Source organism: Streptomyces sp. NPDC045955 (assembly GCF_056430805.1).
The window spans coordinates 241141-260167 of sequence record NZ_JBWKKY010000012.1; the positions used below are offsets into that span (position 1 = coordinate 241141).

Here is a 19027-nt window from a genome sequence, read left to right on the forward strand (position 1 = left end):
CGTGTTCCAATCTGGCCGATCGAGGCTGAGAGGAACCTGAAGGCCCCTGAAGGGATCTTCAGGTTGGCTTTGCCACTCTTTACCCATGCGCCTGTTGATCGTGGAGGACGAGAAGCGGCTGGCCCTGTCGCTCGCCAGGGGCCTGACGGCCGAGGGGTACGCCGTGGACGTCGTCCACGACGGACGGGAGGGGCTGCACCAGGCCTCGGAGGGCACGTACGACCTGGTGATCCTCGACATCATGCTGCCCGGCCTCAACGGCTACCGGGTCTGCGCCGCCCTGCGCGCCGCGGGGCACGAGGTGCCGATCCTGATGCTCACCGCCAAGGACGGCGAGTACGACGAGGCCGAGGGGCTCGACACCGGCGCGGACGACTACCTGACCAAGCCCTTCTCGTACGTCGTGCTCGTCGCCCGGGTCAAGGCGCTGTTGCGGCGGCGCGGGGTGGGTGCCGGGGCCTCGCCCGTGCATGTGCACGGGGACCTGAAGGTGGACACCGCGGCCCGGCGGGTGTTCCTGGGGGAGGACGAGGTCGCCCTGACCGCCAAGGAGTTCTCCGTGCTGGAGCACCTCGTGCTGCGAGCCGGGGAGGTCGTGTCCAAGTCCGACATCCTCGAACACGTGTGGGACTTCGCGTACGAGGGCGACCCCAACATCGTCGAGGTGTACGTCAGCACCCTGCGGCGGAAGCTGCGGGCGGGGCTGATCCGGACCGTGCGCGGTGCCGGGTACCGGCTGGAGACGTCGCCATGAGGCGGCTGTTCGGGTCCGTCCGGGCGCGGGCCACGCTGGGAGCCACGCTCGTGGTCGCGGTGGCGCTCGTCGCCGCCGGGGCGGCCGTTCTGCTGTCCCTGAAGTCGAACCTGATGGGCGAGGCCGGAACCCGGGCCGAGCGCTCCGCCCGGGCGGTCGCCGCCGAGCTCGCCGCCGGGAGGCCGTACGACAAGCTGTCCGGGCTGGACGGCGACGACGGGCCGGTCCAGGTGCTCGACGGGAAGAAGCGGGTGGTCGCGGTCAGCGAGGATCTGGAGAAGATCAGCGGCACCGACTCCGACCGGGTGAAGCCGCTGCCGCCGACGGCGGCCAAGGGGGACGATGACGACGACTCCGATGATCACGAGGAGTCCCTCGAACCCGGGGAGATCGCCGGGGAGAGCACCTTCCGGAACGGGTCCGCGACGATCGACGGTGAGACGGAGGACTACCGGTTCGCCGCCGTCGAGGTCGAGACGCATGACCGGGGGCGGCTGAAGGTCTACGCCGGTGCCCCGCTGGCCGCCGAGCACGGGGCCGTGCGGAGCGCGACGACGGTGATGCTGATCGGGTTCCCGCTGCTGCTCGGCGTCGTCGCGGGTGTGACCTGGCTGGTCACCCGGCGGGCGCTGCGGCCGGTGGAGGGCATCCGCAGCGAGATGGCCGCGATCACCGCTTCCCAGGACCTCGCGCGGCGTGTCCCGGAGCCGCAGACGCACGACGAGGTCGCCCGGCTCGCCCTGACGACGAACGAGACGCTCGCGGCCCTGGAGACGTCCGTGGAGCGGCAGCGGCGCTTCGTCGCCGACGCCTCCCACGAACTGCGCAGCCCGATCGCCTCGCTGCGCACGCAGTTGGAGGTGGCCGCCGCGCATCCCGAACTGCTGGACCTCGACGGGGCCGTGGAGGACACCGTGCGGCTCCAGCGGCTCGCCGCCGACCTGCTGCTGCTCGCCCGGCTGGACGCGGGGGAGCGGCCCCATGACGCGAAGGTCGACCTCGCTGGGCTGGCCCGGGAGGAGGCCGAGGGGAGGACCGGCGTGACGGTGGACGCGGAGCCGGTGAAGGTGGCCGGATCGCGCGGGCAGTTGGGGCGGGTGCTCGCCAATCTGCTCGACAACGCCCAGCGGCATGCCCGGTCGGCCGTCACCGTGAGTGTGCGGCGGGAGGGTGACCTGGCCGTGGTCGGGGTGGCGGACGACGGTGACGGCGTGCCCGAGGCCGACCGGGAGCGGATCTTCGAGCGGTTCGTGCGGCTGGACGCCGCCCGCAGCCGCGACGACGGCGGTGCCGGGCTGGGTCTCGCCATCGCCCGGGACGTCGCCGTCCGGCACGGCGGCACGCTCACGGCCGGCCAGGGACCCGCAGGCGGAGCCCTGTTCGAGCTCCGCCTGCCGCTCGCCTAGTAGGGCCTGTCGTTTGGATCGCGCCGCAGACGCGGGGTCTGGCACGCGCATCTGCCGCGTTGTCGTCGGTTGCCGACGCTCCGCCTTGCAGCTGCACGCACCAGACCCCGCTCACCGGCGCTGAACAGCACGGTCGCTTTCCTGCGACCTGATCCAAACGACAGGCCCTAGCCGTGGATGTGCCGTCCGGGGGTTACGGCCGTCCGCGCTGGACCCGCAGGTGCTCAGCGATGGGTTTGAGGGCCTTGTCGAGCTCCGTCAGGGCCTCGGGGGACAGCAGGTCGATGAAGTGCCTCCGCACGGACGCCACATGGTGGGGCGCGACCTTCTGCATCGTCGCCATGCCGTGGTCGGTGAGGACCGCGTAGAGCCCCCGGCGGTCGGACTCGCAGTTCTCCCGCCGGACCAGGTTCGCGTTCTCCATGCGCGTGATCTGGTGCGAGAGGCGGCTCTTGGACTGGAGGGTCGCGGAGGCGAGGTCGCTCATCCGCATCCGCTGGTCCTCCGACTCGGAGAGATTCACCAGGATCTCGTAGTCGTTCATTGTCAGGCCGAACGGCTGCAGGTCCTTTTCGAGCTGGTACGTCAACAGCCTGTTGACCTCCAGGTGGGTGCGCCAGGCGCACTGCTCCGCATCGGTCAGCCAGCGGGTGGCCGTCTCGGTCTCCATGAATGAAGTCTACCTAAAAAGTTGAAAGGCGAACTAGTGAGGGTTTTCGTGTGACGGAGCGCACCCGCCGAACATCGGTGCGCAGACGTTCGATGTCACACTCCGCAGACTACCGCTCACAGCCCGAAGCGACGCTGGAGGTCCCCCAGCTGTCCGGGAAGACGCGGTACGCCGGACTGTCCGGGCTGAGGTCCGTGAGCCCCGCCGCCGGGCACGCCGGCCTGGTGCGGAACAGCCCCCGTAGCCTGCTCGGTCATCAGTGTCTCTGACGACTGGAGCAGGACTGTGCCGGCGCCGACGAACTCGAACTGATGCTCCTCGCCGGAGGCCCCGCCGAGGCCCGTCAGTGCACGTAGACCGCCCATTACACCGGTCATGTACCCATGGTCGTAGTGATGGCAGGGGGAGGGGCAGTCGGCCCATCCGACCAGGGCCTGCGGGTCGACCCGGATCGGGGGTTCCATGAACACCACGGGACCGTTCGACGCGGCCACGAACTTTCCGGTTCCGATGAGGGTGAGGAAACCCGGCACGATTGATTGCTTCAGCGACAGAGTTGGCTGAAAAGCGAGGAGATTGCCCGAGCGAATGGTCAGATTGCCGTCCTCGAGGTCGTACGAGTTCACGTCGAACGCCCGGTCGGCGAGGAGCATCTTGCCCGAGCCCTCCGCCACGACCCAGTCGCTCGCGTGCAGTGGCGAATGGAAGGACGTACGGACGAGACGGTCCAGCCGGCCGTGCCCGACGCCGTTGAAGTCGATCGAGCCGTAGTAGGCGACCATCTTCCCCTTCTGGAGGAACCACTGGCTCCCCTTGAGCTCCACGCAGAAGGTGTAGGCGTTGACGTTGTCGTCGGGCGGCAGTGTCGCCGGGTCGAAGACCGCGGGGCCGGCGCCGGGGCTTCCGTATGTGCTCACAGCTTCTCCTCCGAAGCCTGGACGTACACCGCACCGCTGCCGCTGAGCTCCAGCTGGAACGCCTCGCCCGAGCCGCGGCCCACCATGTCCCGCCAGCCCAGGGCCGTGGACAGCTTGTTGCGGACGTCGCCGTGGTGGGCGACGTAGGCCTGCGGGTCCACGTGTACCGGCCGCTGGGGCGTGACCGGGATCTCGATCACCCCGCCGTGGGCCATGACCGCGACGGCACCGTGCCCCTTGAGCGTGGTGGTGAACAGCCCCTGGCCGCTGACCTGCCCGCGCACCATGCCCATGACGCCGCCCTGCGAGCCCAGGAACATCGTGCCCTGCTGGAGGGTGCCCTCGAAGGCCAGGAGGCGGTCCGCCTCGACGTACAGCGTGTCGCCGGACAGCCGGATCACCTGGACGTGGTGCCCGCCGTGCCCGAAGAGGACGGTGCCGCTGCCCTCGACGGTCATCAGGGGCGTGTCCTCGTCGGCGACCCGGCGGCCGATCATCGACATGATCCCGCCCTGGCCGCCGGCCATGTTGGGCGTGAAGGACACCTCGCCCCGGTAGGCGAGCATCGCGCCGCGCTGACTGAACAGCCGCTGGCCCGGCGCGATCGTCGCCTCGACCATCTTCGCGTTGATCTCCCGGAAGGCCATCTCACACGTCTCCCGCGATCGTGTTCCGCTCGCTCGGCTGCACGTACACCAGCCCGTCCCCCTCGAACCGCATCTGGAAGGCCTCGCCGCCGCCCTCCCCGAGCAGCGTGCGGAACGTCACACCCGACTGGAAGGACTGCCGAAGATTCCCCTGGTGCGCCACATACGCCCCCGGGTCGACGGTCAGCGGATACTGCGGACTCACCCGCAGCACCACCGCCGGGCCGTCCGACATGATCGCCGCCTGGCCGTGGCCCTCGACGGTCGTCGTGAACAGCCCGTTGCCCTGAGAGGCGCCGCGCAGGCCGGTGAACTCCGTCCCCGTGCGCAGCCCGCCGTCGGTCGCGAGCAGGTTGCTGGACTCCACGTAGAGCTTGTCGCCCTGGAGACCCACCAGGTTGATCTCGGAGGCGCGGTCGGCGAACCAGCAGGTCCCCCGCCCCTTCACCTCCATCAAGGTCATCTGCTCGCCGGTCAGCCGCCGGGTCACCATGCCCCGTATGCCCTCGCCGCCGCCGCTGAGCTTCTTGAAGGCCATCTCGCCGTCGTACGCGACCATCGAGCCGTTCTTCGCCTTCACGGCGTCTCCGGTCATGTCGACGGCGAGCACCTTGCTGCTCTGAAGTCGGAACATCGCCACGCATGTGAAGGTAGCCGCAGGCCGGGCGCCACGGACAGGGCCTGTGGGTGGAGAACGACCCTGACCGCACCCCTAGGGGTGCGGGCCCGCGGCGGTTTGTCACAATGGGCGGGACGCTTGTGCGTGCGTTCACAAACCGTCAGACCGTTGCAAGCCCGTTCCGACAGTCCAGACCGCCGCGTCTCTCTCACCGAAGGTGACCCGTGGACCTCAAGACCGCCACCGCCCTCCGCCGCCTCCGCCTGGTCTCGGCCCCCGAGGCGATCTCGTTCCTGCTCCTGCTGATCTGCTCGGTGCTGAAGCGGACCACGGACTTCAACGCCGTGCCGGTGATGGGCATGGTGCACGGTGTCCTGTTCATCCTGTACGTGATCTTCTGGGCCGACGCGTGGAACCGGACGAAGTGGCCGGTGCAGACCGCCGCGCTGTACTTCGTCCTCTCGGTGCTGCCGACCGGCGGGTTCTTCGCGGAGCGCAAGCTGCGGCGTGAGGCCGAGGACGCCGTCATCGCGTCCCGGGCGCGCAACGAGGGGGTCGTGAACGCGTGATCGTCGCCTTTTCCGTGACGCCGCTGGGGGTCGGCGAGGACGTGGGGGAGTACGTCGCCGACGCCGTCCGCGTGGTGCGCGAGTCGGGCCTGCCCCACCGGACCGACGCGATGTTCACCTCGATCGAAGGCGAGTGGGACGAGGTCATGGACGTCGTCAGGCGCGCCGTCGCCGCGGTCGAGCAGCGGGCTCCGCGTGTGTCCCTGGTCCTCAAGGCGGACATCCGCCCCGGAGTGACGGACGGGCTCACCTCCAAGGTGGAGACGGTGGAGCGGCACCTCGCCGAGTAGGCCGCGAGGACCACAGCCCCGGCTCGTGACGAGCCGGGGCTTTGCTGTGCCATGGCGAGGCCCGGATCCGCGCCGGAGCGGCGCGACCTGCGCACCGGGCCGTTCCCCCTTATGACCCGTGCGGCATGCGAAGTCCCACACCCCGACCCACGATGAGGGCTCAGGGCCGACCGCCGTCCCGCTGCCGGACACGGCGGCCGCCGTCTGCCCAGCGAAGGAAGGGCCTGCCGGTGAACACTTCGACGTATACGTCCCAGTCGGCGTTCGACGGCTCCAGGCTGCGCGTCATCCTGCTCGTCGACGTCCACGAAGGCGCCCAGGAACGGTTCCTCGACGCCTACGAGCACATGCGCAACCAGGTCGCGTCGGTCCCCGGTCACCTCGGTGACCAGCTGTGCCAGTCCGCGGAGAACCCGTCCCAGTGGCTCATCACGAGCGAATGGGCGACTGCGCCGCCGTATCTCGCCTGGGTGAACAGCGAGGAGCACCTCGAGACCGTCAGGCCCATGCAGGACTGCATCCGGGACCTCCGGTCGATGCGGTACAGCGTTGTCCGCGAGACCGGGCGGGCCCGCCCGGCCGCCGCCGGGACCGCCGACGAGGTCCAGGCGCCGGTGCGCGTGGGCGACGGAGTGACGCGCCATGCGCTGACGTTCACCGTCAAGCCCGGCTCCGAGTCGAAGGTCGCGGACATCCTCGCCGCATACGCGCCGCCCCAGGCCCGCGCCGACGACTCCACACGACTGCGCCGGACGACGCTGTTCATGCACGGCAACCGGGTCGTACGCACCGTCGAGGTGGAGGGCGATCTGCAGACGGCGCTGCGCCACGTATCACGTCAGCCGGAGGTGCGGGCCGTTGAGGAAGCCCTCAATCCGCACCTGGAGCAGAGCCGGGATCTCACCGACCCGGCGTCGGCACGGGCCTTCTTCATCCGCGCGGCCATGCCGGCCGTCCACCATGTGGCGCGGGGCGGACCGGAGCCGGCCGGTCTGCGGCGACACGCCCTGTACTACCCGGCCGTCGAGGGCTGTGGGTTGGCGCTGGCACGGCTGCTCGCCCAGCAGGACGAGACCGCCGCGGCCGACCCCGCCGGCCCCGTTCACCGCAGCACCGTCTTCCACCGGGACGACCTGGTCGTCCGTCTGATCGATACGCGGGATCCCGAGACCGATCCGGTCAGGGCGCTCGGCATGCACGGCACGGGGGCGGCCGCCGAACTGGCCCGCCTGCTCGACGGTGCGGAACTCGGCGTCGAAGGGCCGCTGTCCGACGACCGGGACGCCACCCGCCTCCTGGCGCACACCGACATGACGCTGATCACCGATCGCAAAGCTGCCCCGTCCTGACCGGTCATGGACGGCGCCCGCCCGCGGACAACCCCCACAGACCGACTTGGAGACGGACCATGGACAAGACGCGCCCGCGCATCGTGGACCTCAGCGAGACCGAGCCCAACCGCAAGCGTGGCGGCGACCTGCGCACTCTGCTCACGCCCCTCACGGTGGGTTCCACGAGCGGGTTCATGGGCCTGGCCATCATGCAGCCCGGTGAGCGCATCAGCGAGCACTACCACCCGTACTCGGAGGAGTTCGTCTACGTCGTCCAGGGCGAGCTGGAGGTCGACCTGGACGACGAGACCCACCCCATCCGCACCGACCAGGGCCTCATGGTCCCCATCGGCATGCGGCACCGCTTCCGCAACGTCGGTGACGTGGAAGCCAGGATGGTCTTCCACCTGGGTCCGCTGGCTCCGAAGCCGAGCATGGGCCACGTCGACACGGAGGCCGTGGAGGGGAACGCGACCGGCGAACCGTACCCGGCCGTGCAGGAGGACGGAGCGCAGCCCGAGCGACGCGGGGTGCCCTCGTGACCCGGCGGGTCGCGGTCACCGGCATCGGTGTCGTCGCCCCGGGCGGCATCGGTGTGCCGGCCTTCTGGGACCTTCTCTCGGGCGGCCGCACCGCGACGCGCGGCATCACCCTGTTCGATCCCGAGGGACTGCGATCACGGATCGCGGCCGAATGCGACTTCGACCCGCTCACGCACGGGCTCGATCCCGACCTGGTCGAACGCTCCGACCGGTACATACAGTTCGCCCTCGTCGCCGCGGCGGAGGCGGTTGCCGACTGCGGCATCGAGTTCGGCGCCGAGAACCCGTGGCGCGTGGCCGTCTCGCTCGGCAGTGCCGTGGGCGGCACGACCCGCCTCGAGCACGACTACGTCCTGGTCAGCGAGCGAGGGCAACGCTGGGACGTCGACCACCGTGCCGCCGGCCCGCAGCTGCACCGGGCGTTCTCCCCCAGCACACTGGCCTCCGAAGTCGCCGAGCACTTCGGCGCCCAAGGGCCGGTGCAGACGGTGTCGACCGGCTGCACCTCCGGACTCGACGCGGTGGGCTACGGCTTCCACACGATCGAGGAAGGCCGCGCCGACATCTGTATCGCCGGAGCGTCGGACTCCCCGATCTCCCCGATCACCATGGCCTGCTTCGACGCCATCAGGGCGACGTCGCCGAACAACGACGACCCGGCGCACGCCTCCCGGCCCTTCGACGCCCACCGCGACGGATTCGTCATGGGGGAGGGCTCCGCGGTGCTGGTCCTGGAAGAGCTCGAACACGCCCGTGCCCGTGGCGCGCACGTCTACTGCGAGATCGGCGGCTACGCCACGTTCGGCAACGCCTACCACATGACAGGACTGACCAGCGAGGGCCTGGAGATGGCCAGGGCCATCGACACCGCGCTCGGACAGGCCCGGCTGGATCCCTCACTCATCGACTACGTCAACGCGCACGGCTCGGGCACCCGCCAGAACGACCGTCACGAGACCGCCGCGGTCAAGCGGTCCCTGGGCGCCCACGCCTATGACACGCCCATGAGTTCGATCAAGTCCATGGTGGGCCACTCGCTCGGTGCGATCGGCGCGATCGAGGTCGTCGCCTGTGTGCTGGCCCTCGCCCACCAGGTGGTCCCGCCGACGGCGAACTACGAGACTCCGGACCCCGAGTGCGACCTGGACTACGTGCCGCGCACCGCGCGGCAGCGCAAGCTCGCCAACGTGCTGTCCGTGGGCAGCGGCTTCGGCGGGTTCCAGTCCGCGGTGCTCCTGACGGGGCCGGCCGGGAGGAAACGATGAGTGCTCATCCGAACCGCCGCACCGCCATCACGGGGATCGGTGTGGTCGCGCCCAACGGACTGCACACGGAGACCTACTGGAAGTCCGTCAAGGAGGGCCTGTCCGTACTCGACCGGATCACCCGGGAGGGCTGCGGGCATCTTCCGCTCCGCGTCGCCGGCGAGGTCCGGGGATTCGACCCCACGGCACTCATCGAGGAGACCTTCCTAGTCCAGACCGACCGCTTCAGCCACTTCGCGATGGCTGCCGCCGGTGCGGCCCTGAAAGACGCGGGTCTGGGCGACGCCGCCGCCGACTCCCCGTACTCCATAGGTGTCGTCACCGCCGCCGGATCCGGTGGCGGTGAGTTCGGCCAGCGGGAGCTGCAGAAGCTGTGGGGACAGGGGTCCCGTTTCGTCGGTCCCTACCAGTCCATCGCCTGGTTCTACGCGGCCAGCACGGGTCAGATATCGATCCGCAGCGGCTTCAAGGGCCCCTGCGGCGTGGTCGCGAGCGACGAGGCCGGCGGCCTGGACGCCGTCGCGCACGCCGCCCGGACGGTGGGGCGGGGAACCGACGTGGTCGTGGCCGGGGCGGCCGAAGCGCCGCTGGCTCCGTACTCGATGGTCTGCCAGCTCGGATATCCCGAGCTCAGCACGGTCGAGGACCCGGCGCGGGCCTACCGCCCCTTCACCTCCGGGGCCTGCGGCTTCGTGCCGGCCGAGGGCGGTGCCGTGCTGGTCGTCGAGGACCTGGACCGCGCACGCCGGCGTGCGGCGGACGTCCGCGCCACGGTGGCGGGCCATGCGGCCACGTTCACCGGCGCCTCGCGCTGGGACCGCTCACGGGAGGGACTCGCCCACGCCATCCGCAGTGCCCTCGACGAGGCCGGCTGCGCACCGGAGGAGATCGACGTGGTCTTCGCCGACGCGCTGGGTGTCCCGGAGGCGGACCGCGCCGAGGCCCTCGCCCTCGCCGATGCCCTTGGCCCGCACGGCACCCGCGTGCCCGTCACGGCTCCCAAGACCGGTATCGGGCGGTCCTACTGCGGGGCACCCCTGCTGGACGTCGCCGCCGCGTTGCTGGCCATGGAGGAAGGGCTGATCCCGCCCACGCCCAACGTCTTCGACATCTGCCACGACATCGACCTGGTGACGTCGACGGCGCGCCCGGCCGAGCTGAGCACGGCCCTCGTCCTCAGCCGTGGACTCATGGGCTCCAACGCGGCGCTGGTACTGCGCCGCGACCCGGGATCGGACGCCCGGTGAAGCCCACAGCACCGATACGACAAGGAGAACGCGCATGAGCAGTGAAGTGACCATCGAAGAGCTGGCCGCGCTGATGAAGAAGGCCGCCGGTGTCACCGTCGACCCGCACGACCTCGAAGCCCGGATCGACACACCCTTCGCCGAGTTCGGGCTGGATTCACTCGGCCTCCTGGGCATCGTGGGAGAGCTGGAGAACCGGCACGCCCGGGCGCTCCCCACCGACGCGGAGAAGTGCAAGAGCCCCCGCGACTTCCTCGATTTCGTCAACAGCACGATGACGGCAGGAGCCTGAGATGGCAGGGCACACCGAGAACGAGATCACCATCGCCGCACCCCTCGACCTCGTCTGGGACATGACCAACGACGTCGAGAGATGGCCGCAGCTGTTCAGCGAGTACGCGGCCGCAGAGGTGCTGTCCCGGCAGGGCGACACGGTCACCTTCCGCCTGACCATGCACCCCGACGAGAACGGCAAGGTGTGGAGCTGGGTGTCGGAACGGACCACCGACCGCGACACGCTCACCGTCACGGCACGCCGGGTCGAACCGGGTCCGTTCGAGTACATGAACATCCGGTGGGAGTACGAGGAGACCCCCGACGGCGTCCGGATGCGCTGGACCCAGGACTTCGCCATGCGGCCGGACGCGCCGGTCGACGACGCCGGGATGACGGACATCATCAACCGCAACTCGCCCGTCCAGATGGCCCTCATCCGCGACCGCATCGAGCAGGTCGCCGACGAGCGGCGCACCTCCCCCGTCACGCCCGCCTGAACGGCGCCGCCGCGTAAGGAGACTCCATGCACCACGCCCTGATCGTCGCGCGGATGGCCCCGCACGCCGCTCCGGACATCGCCGAGGTCTTCGCGGCCTCCGACCGCGGGGACCTGCCCCGCCTCGTCGGGGTGACCCAGCGTTCCCTCTTTCAGTTCGGCGATGTGTACATGCACTTCATCGAGGCCGAGCAGGACCCGGCCCCCGCCATCGCGCGCGTGGCCGGGCACCCCGAGTTCCGCGACATCAGCAGCAAGCTCGAGGCGTACGTCAGCCCGTACGACCCGCAGACCTGGCGCGGTCCGAAGGACGCGATGGCGACGTGCTTCTACCACTGGGAGAGGGACACCGCCCCGGCCGCCCGGTGACGCCGAGGAGAGATGAGAAGGCCGCCGCCCGTGAGGGCGGCGGCCTTCTCATCTGCGGCCTCAGGGGGCCAGTGCCGGCAGCAGACGCAGGGCGTTCTCCCGGTTGATGCCCCTGAGCTGCTCCGGTGAGAGGAAGGGATCGCCGTCCAGGGCGGGCACCGCGACGTCGGCGACGACCTGCGCGGAGGTGGGCGGCCAGTCCGTGCCGAAGAGGACACGGCCGGGATCCACCGTGGTCAGGAGAGTGGGCGTGGCGGAGGGAGACATGGGGCCCGCCGTGTCGAAGTAGAACCGGTGCAGGTAGTCACGAACCCTGCCAGGCTCGATCCCGGGGGTGAGATGCCCGCCGAAGAGTTCGAGCCGCGTGGCCATGTACGGCAGGAAGCCTCCTCCGTGGGGGAGGACGAAGCTGAGATTCGGATAGCGGTCCAGGGTGCCGTTCCGGATCAGGTTGATGGCCGCGCGTGTGGTGTCCATGAGGAAGTCGCACACGAAGGGCGGCATCCCCGGTAGTCCGGAACCGCCGTCCTTTCCGGCCGGCACCTCCATGGGGTGCGTGCTGATGACGGCGGACCGGTCGTTCAGCTCCTGCAAGAGGCGGTCGTGGGTGGCGTCACCGAGGTAGACACCGTCCATGCTCGTTCTCGTGCTCACGCCGACGGCCCCGAGCTCGTCGAGACCGTAGCGCAGGCTCCACTGCGAGAGCTCCAGGTCGTCCAGGAACACGGGAGTGAAGAAGGCGAAGCGCGCGGGATGGTCCTCGACGACGTCGGCCGCCGCCCGCAGGGCGATCCGCGCGCTCTCCTGGCGCTCCGCGCGCTCGCGGAACCGTCCCAGCATCGCGACGGTCATGACGGCGGTGCTGATGCCCGTCTTGTCCATGACCTCCAGGGCCGCGTCCAGGTCCCAGCGTGTCCACCAGGGCAGCTTCTCGCGGTTCACGACACCGCGTTCCGCCGCCCAGTCCAGCCAGGCCGGCGCGGTGAAATGGTGGTGGACGTCCACTCGGCCCGCTACGGGTCCGTCTTCGTATGGCATGGGCATGTCCTCGCGTGGTCGTTTCGGTGGGTGGTGCTCAGCCGCGGCAGAGCACGGTCCGCAGCACGTCCGTCAGCACACGATCGGCGGACGGCGGGTGGGTGGGCGCGCGCCAGGCGACGAAACCGTCCGGGCGTACGAGCACGGCACCGTCAGTGGCGGTGCCGTGCAACGCCGCCCAGTCGGCATCCGGCTCGGGAACAAGGTCGTGATCAGGGCCGTCCCCCACGAGATACACCTCGACAGGAACGCCCAGGTTCTCGCCGGCCCGCTCCGCCGCGCGGCGCCACTTGTGGCCTTCGGCCCCGGCGAGCAGGACGAAGGAACGCTCGTAGAGATCGAGAGTGGAGATCCTGGCGCCTGCTCTGCGGACCCACATGTGGGGTGCGCGGCTCCCCGGCTCGCCGTCGATCCGGAAGGCCTCCGGGATGACCGGCCGTTGAGGGGAGGCGCCCGCCACGGCGTCCGAGGCGTACCGGTAGCAGAGCGCGACCGTCATGAGGTCCGCCGCGTCGTTGTTGCGTCCCGCCCCCGGGCCGAATGCGGGGTGCTGCTCCTCGGCGGCCTGCTGGGAGGCCCGCTCGCTCGTCGCGACGGCGACAGGGCGTCGTTCACACTCGTACGTATCTAGCAGCGGCAGGCCGGCCCAGCCGCGCAGTACCGCGGCGAGTTTCCAGGCGAGGTTGTGGGCGTCCTGGATCCCGGTGTTGGAGCCGAACGCCCCGTTGGGGGGCATTTCATGAGCCGAGTCACCGGCCAGAAAGGCCCGGCCCTGCCCGTAGCTGTCCGCCACTCGCTGGGAAGCGTGCCAGGGTGCCTTCCCCGTGATCTCGACATCAATGTCCGGAACACCGACAGCCGCGCGAATATGTGCCGCGCAGCGCTCGTTTCCGAAGTCCTCCAGGGCTTCGCCCCGATCAGGGGACCAAGGGATATGGATGACCCACCGTTCCTCGTTGTCCACGGGCAGCAGAGCGCCTTCCCCCTGTGGATCCGTGGTGTAACAGACGATGAAGCGCTTCGGCCCCACGTATTCCTTGAGGGTCTTGCTCCGGAACGTGACACTGACGTTGTGGAACAGGGCGCCGGGCCCGGACTGGCCGATTCCCAGACGTTTGCGAACGGGGCTTCTCGGGCCATCGGCGGCCACCAGGAAATCAGCTTTCACGGTATGGGTCTCGCCGGTGTCCTGGCGCATGACCTGCGCCAGGACCCCCTCTTCGTCCTGCGTGAAGGAGAGCAGCTCCGTGCCGAAGCGGATGTCTCCGCCCTGGCGGGCGCGGTTCAGCAGGACCGGCTCCAGATCGTTCTGGCTGCACAGGCACCAGTTCGAGGAGCTGACCCGGGAGACGTCCATGCCTGCGGCGATGTCCTCGACGATCCAGCGGCGCTGGTCCCCGACGAGGGTGTCCACCTGGAGGACGCCGTCGTTCCCGGCGAGAGCGAAGGCGGCCTCCCGCACGCTCTGCTCGAGTCCGGCGGTCCGGAAGATCTCCATGGTGCGCACGTTGTTCCCGCGGCCCCGTGGGTGTGTCGATGTCCCGGCATGCCGCTCCACGAGCATGTGCTCGATTCCGAGACGCCCCAGGAACACAGAGGTGGAAAGACCCACCAGGGATCCGCCCACGATGAGAACTGGTACAGATTCCACTTCGCGTCCGCTCACTGGTTTCCTCGTCCTCCGGCGACTGCCCAGCCCCGGAATCGTGGACTGGCCGTCCACGATGTCTACCAAGCAGGACTTACGCGCGCGATCCGGGGCGCCCTGGGGTACGCCGGCCGGGTAACCGGAACAATTCCGCGGACATCCTGCGGCGCTCGAACTCATATGGCCCAGCAGTGTTTGCGGCAGAGCACCGGCCGGGAAATCGTGTGACCGACCGACGGAGATTTCGACCCCCGGGACCAGCCATGACGCAAGCGTTCGCAGCCGAGGAAATGTCGTCCGAAGAGGCCGCTGCCGCGGCCTCGGCATGCAGTCGGGAGTTTCGCGCCAACCCGCATCCCGTTTACGCCGCGCTCAGGGCGACCGCCCCCGTATGCCCGCTGAAGCCCCCTCACGGGGTCGACACGTATCTCATCACCCGGTACGACGACGCCCGTGCCGCCCTGGCCGATCCTCGGCTGAGCAAGGACATGTACGGCGCCATCGACGCCTATCACCGGATCTTCGGTGACTCGTCGATCGCCCTGGACGACAACATGCTCTTCTCGGACCCTCCGAAGCACACCAGGCTCCGCAGAATCGTCGGCACCACCTTCACGCCCAAGAGGGTGGAGTCGCTGCGTCCGAAGGTCCAGAAGATCGCTGACGACCTGCTGGACCGTTGCCCGGCGTCGGAGCCCGTGAACCTCCTCCAGGAGTTCTGCTTCCCGTTGCCGCTGCATGTGATCTGTGAGCTTCTCGGTGTCCCGGAGAACGAGCGCAGGCAGGCCCAGGAGTGGTCCGCCACCGTCGCTCAGACCGGCTTCGGGCCGGAGGCGAGAAAGGCGCTGGAAATCGCCGAGGGAAACCTGCGCGACTATCTGGTGGACCTGATCGCGCGGAAGCGGAAGGAGCCGGACGGCGCCCTGCTCAGTGCACTCGTCACGGCGCAGGACGTGGACGGCGCGCTCACCGACCACGAACTCGTCTCCACCGCGTGGGTGCTGCTCTTCGCGGGTCACAAGTCGACCGCGTACCAGGTCGGCAACGCCGTCTACCACCTGCTCTGCCAGCCGGAGCAGAAGCGCCTGGCCTTCCGGGACCCGGAGGCGACGGCCGCAGCCGTCGAAGAGATCTTCCGGTTCGAGACCTCGGTGGAGAACTCGACGTTCCGCTACGCGACGGAAGACATCAAGATCCGCGACACACTCATCCCCAAGGGCGCGCTCGTCCAGATCTCGCTCACGGCGGCCAACCGGGACCCGGAGGTGTTCTCCGACCCCGACCGCATGGACGTCGAGCGCCCGAACGTCCAGGCGACGCACCTCGCCTTCGGACTCGGCCCGCACTACTGCATCGGCGCGCCTCTGGCGCGTCTGGAGATGCAGATCGCCCTCGCCACCCTCTTCGGGCGCCACCCCGGCACGACTCTGGTCGGGGAGCCGGAGAGCGTTCGCTGGCTGACCGTGCCGTTCCCCGCCTTCCGCGGGCTGGCGGAACTCCCCGTCGTTCTCGACCCGTCGTGACGGGGGAGGCGCCGGCGCCGGCACGGGTGAGAGTGGTTCGCCTGCTGCGCGTCCGGGAGGGAAGGGAAGCGGACTTCATGGATGCCTACCAAGGCGTACGCGAAGGCGCCATGCGGTTTCCCGGACATCGGCGTGAACAGCTCTGCCGCTCCGTCGACGATCCCGGTCGGTGGTTGCTCACCAGTGAGTGGGACAGCCTCGAAGCGATCGAACAGTGGCGCACCGACCCCGATCACACCACCCTGGTCAGGCCGATGAACGCCTGTCTGCACGACGACCGGTGGTCCGGAGTCTTCGAGATCATGACCGAGGCACCTGTTGACCGAAGCGCGAGACAGGGCTGACCACCATGTGACCGGCCGGTAAGGTCTGGTTCGTGCCGAAGCCGCTCAGTCTCTCCTTCGATCCGATCGCGCGCGCCGACGAACGCTGGAAGCAGCGCTGGGGAAACGTGCCGTCCATGGCGGCGATCACCTCGATCATGCGCGCCCAGCAGATCCTCCTCGCCGAGGTCGACGCGGTGGTCAAGCCGTACGGGCTGACGTTCGCGCGGTACGAGGCGCTGGTGCTGCTCACCTTCTCCAAGTCCGGCGAGCTGCCGATGTCCAAGATCGGCGAGCGGCTCATGGTGCATCCCACGTCCGTGACGAACACCGTCGACCGGCTCGTGAAGTCGGGCCTCGTCGACAAGCGGCCCAACCCCAACGACGGGCGCGGCACCCTGGCCAGCATCACCGGCAAGGGCCGGGAGGTGGTCGAGGCGGCCACCCGCGACCTGATGGCGATGGACTTCGGGCTCGGGGTGTACGACGCGGAGGAGTGCGCCGAGATCTTCGCGATGCTGCGGCCGCTGCGGATCGCCGCGGGCGACTTCGAGGAGGGGTGACCCGGGCCAAGATCTCCCGGAACGGGTGGTTACGCTCGACGGCATGAAAAAGAGCGTGCTGACCCGCTATCGCGTGATGGCCTACGTCACCGGCGTACTGCTGGTCCTGCTGACCTTCGGCATGATCGGCAAGTACGTGCTCGACCTGAACGGCGCGGCCGACTTCACGCGCGTCGTCAGCATCGCGCACGGCTGGCTCTACGTCGTGTACCTGATCTTCGCCTTCGACCTGGGCTCCAAGGCGAAGTGGCCGGTCGCCAAGCAGATCTGGGTGCTGCTCGCCGGGACGATTCCGACGGCCGCGTTCTTCGTGGAGCGCAGGATCAGCCGCGAGCTCGAGGCCAGGGTCGCGGAGGACTCGCCCGCGACCGCCAAGGCGTAACCGCACCGCCGTACGGAGGAACGTACGGCGGTCTGCCATCGACACTTACTTGGACGTCCTAGTAAATTCGATGGTATGGACGCTGACGCCACAGAGGAAGGCCGCCGCCGCTGGCAGGCCCGGTACGACGCGGCGCGCAAGCGCGACGCCGACTTCACGACGCTCTCCGGCGATCCCGTGGAGCCGGTGTACGGGCCCCGGCCCGGTGACAGGTACGAGGGGTTCGAGCGGATCGGCTGGCCCGGGGAGTACCCCTTCACCCGCGGCCTGTACGCGACCGGCTACCGGGGGCGCACGTGGACCATCCGGCAGTTCGCCGGGTTCGGCAACGCCGAGCAGACCAACGAGCGCTACAAGATGATCCTCCGCAACGGCGGAGGAGGGCTCTCGGTCGCCTTCGACATGCCGACGCTCATGGGCCGCGACTCCGACGACCCGCGCTCGCTGGGCGAGGTCGGGCACTGCGGGGTCGCGATCGACTCGGCGGCCGACATGGAGGTCCTGTTCAAGGACATCCCGCTGGGTGACGTGACGACGTCCATGACCATCAGCGGACCGGCCGTGCCCGTCTTCTGCATGTACCTGGTCGCCGCCGAACGGCAGGGCGTCGACCCGTCCGTCCTGAACGGCACGCTCCAGACGGACATCTTCAAGGAGTACATCGCCCAGAAGGAGTGGCTCTTCCAGCCGGAACCGCATCTGCGGCTCATCGGCGACCTGATGGAGCACTGCGCGGCCGGCATCCCCGCCTACAAGCCGCTGTCCGTCTCCGGGTACCACATCCGGGAGGCCGGGGCGACGGCCGCGCAGGAGCTGGCGTACACCCTGGCGGACGGCTTCGGGTACGTGGAGCTGGGGCTGTCGCGCGGGCTGGACGTCGACGTCTTCGCCCCCGGTCTGTCCTTCTTCTTCGACGCGCACGTCGACTTCTTCGAGGAGATCGCCAAGTTCCGGGCGGCCCGGCGGATCTGGGCCCGCTGGATGCGGGACGTGTACGGCGCGCAGTCCGAGAAGGCCCAGTGGCTGCGCTTCCACACGCAGACCGCGGGCGTCTCCCTCACCGCGCAGCAACCCTACAACAACGTCGTACGGACGGCCGTGGAGGCGCTGGCGGCCGTGCTCGGCGGGACCAACTCGCTGCACACCAACGCGCTCGACGAGACTCTCGCGCTGCCCAGCGAGCAGGCGGCGGAGATCGCCCTGCGGACGCAGCAGGTGCTGATGGAGGAGACCGGCGTCGCCAACGTGGCCGACCCGCTGGGCGGCTCCTGGTACGTCGAGCAGCTCACGGACCGGATCGAGGCCGACGCCGAGAAGATCTTCGAGCAGATCAGGGAGCGGGGACTGCGGGCGCACCCCGACGGACAGCACCCGATCGGGCCGATCACCTCCGGGATCCTGCGGGGCATCGAGGACGGTTGGTTCACCGGGGAGATCGCGGAGTCGGCGTTCCGGTACCAGCGGGCGCTGGAGAAGGGCGACAAGAAGGTCGTCGGGGTGAACGTCCACACCGGCTCGGTGACCGGGGACCTGGAGATCCTGCGGGTCAGTCACGAGGTGGAGCGGGAGCAGGTCCGGGTGCTCGGCGAGCGGAAGGCCGGGCGGGACGACGCGCGGGTCCGCGCGGCGCTCGACGGCCTGGTCGCCGCGGCGCGGTCGGACGCGAACATGATCGAGCCGATGCTGGAGGCGGTACGGGCCGAGGCGACGCTCGGCGAGATCTGCGGGGTGCTGCGGGACGAGTGGGGGGTGTACACCGAGCCGGCCGGCTTCTGAGGCCCGCGTCAGCGTGGTTCAGCGTCCGCACTCACCCGTCAGTGGACGATTCGCGAACCCCCGGAGGGGGTCCCGCCCCGGGGGAGGAGGAACCGGCGGTGCCCGCCGAGCCCCGCGCACCGAGGGGCGGGCCGGGCAGCTCGCCGAGCTGCTCAGCGAACGCGCCCGGCAGGACCCGGACTTCGCCGCCGCGCTGGAGATGTGGCGGCGGCGGGCGGACGCGGAGGCCGGGTCACGGGCCGGGGACGTGCACAACGAGATCTCCGGCGGGACCCAGGGCACGCTGATCCAGGGCCGGGACATCCACGGCGTCATCGCCTTCGGCGGGGGTTCTCTCCTGAGCGGGCCGCCAGGGTGACCCGGGGGTGACCGGGGA

At 69.7% G+C, this 19027-nt stretch carries 23 protein-coding genes; 17 read left to right on the forward strand and 6 right to left on the reverse strand.

Going from position 1 to position 19027, the window contains the following annotated elements; all coding sequences use genetic code 11:
- Positions 1 to 85 precede the first annotated feature (85 nt).
- Both AC07F0_RS25645 and AC07F0_RS25650 read left to right on the forward strand, forming a co-directional pair.
- On the forward strand, positions 86 to 754 hold the full coding sequence (locus AC07F0_RS25645; RefSeq protein ID WP_478982157.1) for a response regulator transcription factor: 669 nt from the start codon (positions 86 to 88) through the stop codon (positions 752 to 754).
- Positions 751 to 2160 carry a sensor histidine kinase gene (locus AC07F0_RS25650; protein WP_478982159.1) on the forward strand — a complete coding sequence of 470 codons (1410 nt, stop codon included), beginning with the start codon at positions 751 to 753 and terminating at the stop codon, positions 2158 to 2160. The genes AC07F0_RS25645 and AC07F0_RS25650 overlap by 4 nt, the downstream gene beginning before the upstream one ends.
- Positions 2161 to 2353: 193 nt before the next feature.
- Here AC07F0_RS25650 and AC07F0_RS25655 read toward each other — a convergent pair whose 3' ends face one another.
- The 4 genes from AC07F0_RS25655 to AC07F0_RS25670 all read right to left on the reverse strand — a co-directional run bounded on the left by AC07F0_RS25655 (position 2354) and on the right by AC07F0_RS25670 (position 5028).
- Entirely contained in the window at positions 2354 to 2830 is a 477-nt protein-coding gene (locus AC07F0_RS25655) for a MarR family winged helix-turn-helix transcriptional regulator (RefSeq protein ID WP_354741957.1), read from the reverse strand.
- Between the two features lie 116 nt (positions 2831 to 2946).
- Positions 2947 to 3747, reverse strand: a complete 801-nt coding sequence (locus AC07F0_RS25660; RefSeq protein WP_478982161.1) for an AIM24 family protein — start codon at positions 3745 to 3747, stop codon at positions 2947 to 2949.
- The gene (locus AC07F0_RS25665) at positions 3744 to 4394 is read right to left on the reverse strand and encodes an AIM24 family protein (protein WP_436728398.1); all 651 of its coding nucleotides are present in this window, start codon (positions 4392 to 4394) and stop codon (positions 3744 to 3746) included. Before AC07F0_RS25665 ends, AC07F0_RS25660 begins: the two co-directional genes overlap by 4 nt.
- A 1-nt stretch (position 4395) precedes the next feature.
- Complete coding sequence (locus tag AC07F0_RS25670) at positions 4396 to 5028, reverse strand: AIM24 family protein (protein WP_010048561.1); 633 nt, start codon at positions 5026 to 5028, stop codon at positions 4396 to 4398.
- A gap of 209 nt (positions 5029 to 5237) precedes the next feature.
- Here AC07F0_RS25670 and AC07F0_RS25675 point away from each other — a divergent pair, with 209 nt between their 5' ends.
- The 9 genes from AC07F0_RS25675 (at position 5238) to AC07F0_RS25715 (ending at position 11398) form a co-directional block, all read left to right on the forward strand.
- Positions 5238 to 5582: a DUF3817 domain-containing protein gene (locus AC07F0_RS25675; RefSeq protein ID WP_478982163.1), complete on the forward strand. Its 345-nt coding sequence runs from the start codon at positions 5238 to 5240 to the stop codon at positions 5580 to 5582.
- On the forward strand, positions 5579 to 5872 hold the full coding sequence (locus tag AC07F0_RS25680; RefSeq protein ID WP_478982165.1) for an MTH1187 family thiamine-binding protein: 294 nt from the start codon (positions 5579 to 5581) through the stop codon (positions 5870 to 5872). Before AC07F0_RS25675 ends, AC07F0_RS25680 begins: the two co-directional genes overlap by 4 nt.
- Before the next feature lie 230 nt (positions 5873 to 6102).
- Positions 6103 to 7221 (forward strand): SchA/CurD-like domain-containing protein, encoded by a 1119-nt coding sequence (locus AC07F0_RS25685; RefSeq protein ID WP_478982167.1) that lies wholly within the window; start codon positions 6103 to 6105, stop codon positions 7219 to 7221.
- 59 nt (positions 7222 to 7280) lie between these two features.
- The gene (locus tag AC07F0_RS25690; RefSeq protein ID WP_478982169.1) at positions 7281 to 7745 is read left to right on the forward strand and encodes a cupin domain-containing protein; all 465 of its coding nucleotides are present in this window, start codon (positions 7281 to 7283) and stop codon (positions 7743 to 7745) included.
- Entirely contained in the window at positions 7742 to 9010 is a 1269-nt protein-coding gene (locus AC07F0_RS25695) for a beta-ketoacyl-[acyl-carrier-protein] synthase family protein (RefSeq protein WP_478982171.1), read from the forward strand. Before AC07F0_RS25690 ends, AC07F0_RS25695 begins: the two co-directional genes overlap by 4 nt.
- The gene (locus AC07F0_RS25700) at positions 9007 to 10257 is read left to right on the forward strand and encodes a ketosynthase chain-length factor (RefSeq protein WP_478982173.1); all 1251 of its coding nucleotides are present in this window, start codon (positions 9007 to 9009) and stop codon (positions 10255 to 10257) included. Before AC07F0_RS25695 ends, AC07F0_RS25700 begins: the two co-directional genes overlap by 4 nt.
- Positions 10258 to 10291: 34 nt before the next feature.
- Positions 10292 to 10549: an acyl carrier protein gene (locus AC07F0_RS25705; protein ID WP_478982175.1), complete on the forward strand. Its 258-nt coding sequence runs from the start codon at positions 10292 to 10294 to the stop codon at positions 10547 to 10549.
- Between the two features lies 1 nt (position 10550).
- Positions 10551 to 11030 carry an SRPBCC family protein gene (locus AC07F0_RS25710; RefSeq protein WP_478982177.1) on the forward strand — a complete coding sequence of 160 codons (480 nt, stop codon included), beginning with the start codon at positions 10551 to 10553 and terminating at the stop codon, positions 11028 to 11030.
- Between the two features lie 26 nt (positions 11031 to 11056).
- A complete protein-coding gene (locus AC07F0_RS25715; protein ID WP_478982179.1) occupies positions 11057 to 11398 on the forward strand; it encodes a TcmI family type II polyketide cyclase in 342 nt (113 codons plus the stop codon).
- 60 nt (positions 11399 to 11458) lie between these two features.
- Here the strand turns inward: AC07F0_RS25715 and AC07F0_RS25720 are convergent, their stop codons facing one another.
- Both AC07F0_RS25720 and AC07F0_RS25725 read right to left on the reverse strand, forming a co-directional pair.
- The gene (locus AC07F0_RS25720) at positions 11459 to 12436 is read right to left on the reverse strand and encodes an amidohydrolase family protein (RefSeq protein ID WP_478982181.1); all 978 of its coding nucleotides are present in this window, start codon (positions 12434 to 12436) and stop codon (positions 11459 to 11461) included.
- A gap of 37 nt (positions 12437 to 12473) precedes the next feature.
- Complete coding sequence (locus AC07F0_RS25725) at positions 12474 to 14264, reverse strand: FAD-dependent oxidoreductase (RefSeq protein WP_478982183.1); 1791 nt, start codon at positions 14262 to 14264, stop codon at positions 12474 to 12476.
- An 83-nt stretch (positions 14265 to 14347) separates the two neighbouring features.
- Here AC07F0_RS25725 and AC07F0_RS25730 point away from each other — a divergent pair, with 83 nt between their 5' ends.
- The 6 genes from AC07F0_RS25730 (at position 14348) to AC07F0_RS25755 (ending at position 19009) form a co-directional block, all read left to right on the forward strand.
- Positions 14348 to 15607, forward strand: a complete 1260-nt coding sequence (locus tag AC07F0_RS25730; protein WP_478982185.1) for a cytochrome P450 family protein — start codon at positions 14348 to 14350, stop codon at positions 15605 to 15607.
- Positions 15608 to 15639: 32 nt separating this feature from the next.
- Positions 15640 to 15951 (forward strand): antibiotic biosynthesis monooxygenase family protein, encoded by a 312-nt coding sequence (locus AC07F0_RS25735; protein ID WP_478982186.1) that lies wholly within the window; start codon positions 15640 to 15642, stop codon positions 15949 to 15951.
- Between the two features lie 32 nt (positions 15952 to 15983).
- Positions 15984 to 16493 carry a MarR family winged helix-turn-helix transcriptional regulator gene (locus AC07F0_RS25740; protein WP_193502891.1) on the forward strand — a complete coding sequence of 170 codons (510 nt, stop codon included), beginning with the start codon at positions 15984 to 15986 and terminating at the stop codon, positions 16491 to 16493.
- A 43-nt stretch (positions 16494 to 16536) separates the two neighbouring features.
- Positions 16537 to 16875 carry a DUF3817 domain-containing protein gene (locus tag AC07F0_RS25745; protein ID WP_436730603.1) on the forward strand — a complete coding sequence of 113 codons (339 nt, stop codon included), beginning with the start codon at positions 16537 to 16539 and terminating at the stop codon, positions 16873 to 16875.
- A gap of 75 nt (positions 16876 to 16950) precedes the next feature.
- Positions 16951 to 18651, forward strand: a complete 1701-nt coding sequence (locus tag AC07F0_RS25750) for an acyl-CoA mutase large subunit family protein (protein ID WP_478982188.1) — start codon at positions 16951 to 16953, stop codon at positions 18649 to 18651.
- 13 nt (positions 18652 to 18664) lie between these two features.
- Positions 18665 to 19009 carry a hypothetical protein gene (locus AC07F0_RS25755; RefSeq protein ID WP_478982190.1) on the forward strand — a complete coding sequence of 115 codons (345 nt, stop codon included), beginning with the start codon at positions 18665 to 18667 and terminating at the stop codon, positions 19007 to 19009.
- The last annotated feature ends 18 nt before the right edge of the window (positions 19010 to 19027 follow it).

Excerpts from the sequence above, each read along its gene's own strand:
- AC07F0_RS25645 (WP_478982157.1), top strand. The coding sequence starts at position 86 with ATGCGCCTGTTGATCGTGGAGGACGAGAAGCGGCTGGCCCTGTCGCTC.
- AC07F0_RS25650 (WP_478982159.1), top strand. The coding sequence starts at position 751 with ATGAGGCGGCTGTTCGGGTCCGTCCGGGCGCGGGCCACGCTGGGAGCC.
- AC07F0_RS25655 (WP_354741957.1), bottom strand. The coding sequence starts at position 2,830 with ATGGAGACCGAGACGGCCACCCGCTGGCTGACCGATGCGGAGCAGTGC.
- AC07F0_RS25665 (WP_436728398.1), bottom strand. The coding sequence starts at position 4,394 with ATGGCCTTCCGGGAGATCAACGCGAAGATGGTCGAGGCGACGATCGCG.
- AC07F0_RS25670 (WP_010048561.1), bottom strand. The coding sequence starts at position 5,028 with ATGTTCCGACTTCAGAGCAGCAAGGTGCTCGCCGTCGACATGACCGGA.
- AC07F0_RS25690 (WP_478982169.1), top strand. The coding sequence starts at position 7,281 with ATGGACAAGACGCGCCCGCGCATCGTGGACCTCAGCGAGACCGAGCCC.
- AC07F0_RS25700 (WP_478982173.1), top strand. The coding sequence starts at position 9,007 with ATGAGTGCTCATCCGAACCGCCGCACCGCCATCACGGGGATCGGTGTG.
- AC07F0_RS25705 (WP_478982175.1), top strand. The coding sequence starts at position 10,292 with ATGAGCAGTGAAGTGACCATCGAAGAGCTGGCCGCGCTGATGAAGAAG.
- AC07F0_RS25710 (WP_478982177.1), top strand. The coding sequence starts at position 10,551 with ATGGCAGGGCACACCGAGAACGAGATCACCATCGCCGCACCCCTCGAC.
- AC07F0_RS25715 (WP_478982179.1), top strand. The coding sequence starts at position 11,057 with ATGCACCACGCCCTGATCGTCGCGCGGATGGCCCCGCACGCCGCTCCG.
- AC07F0_RS25720 (WP_478982181.1), bottom strand. The coding sequence starts at position 12,436 with ATGCCATACGAAGACGGACCCGTAGCGGGCCGAGTGGACGTCCACCAC.
- AC07F0_RS25725 (WP_478982183.1), bottom strand. The coding sequence starts at position 14,264 with ATGAGTTCGAGCGCCGCAGGATGTCCGCGGAATTGTTCCGGTTACCCG.
- AC07F0_RS25730 (WP_478982185.1), top strand. The coding sequence starts at position 14,348 with ATGACGCAAGCGTTCGCAGCCGAGGAAATGTCGTCCGAAGAGGCCGCT.
- AC07F0_RS25745 (WP_436730603.1), top strand. The coding sequence starts at position 16,537 with ATGAAAAAGAGCGTGCTGACCCGCTATCGCGTGATGGCCTACGTCACC.
- AC07F0_RS25750 (WP_478982188.1), top strand. The coding sequence starts at position 16,951 with ATGGACGCTGACGCCACAGAGGAAGGCCGCCGCCGCTGGCAGGCCCGG.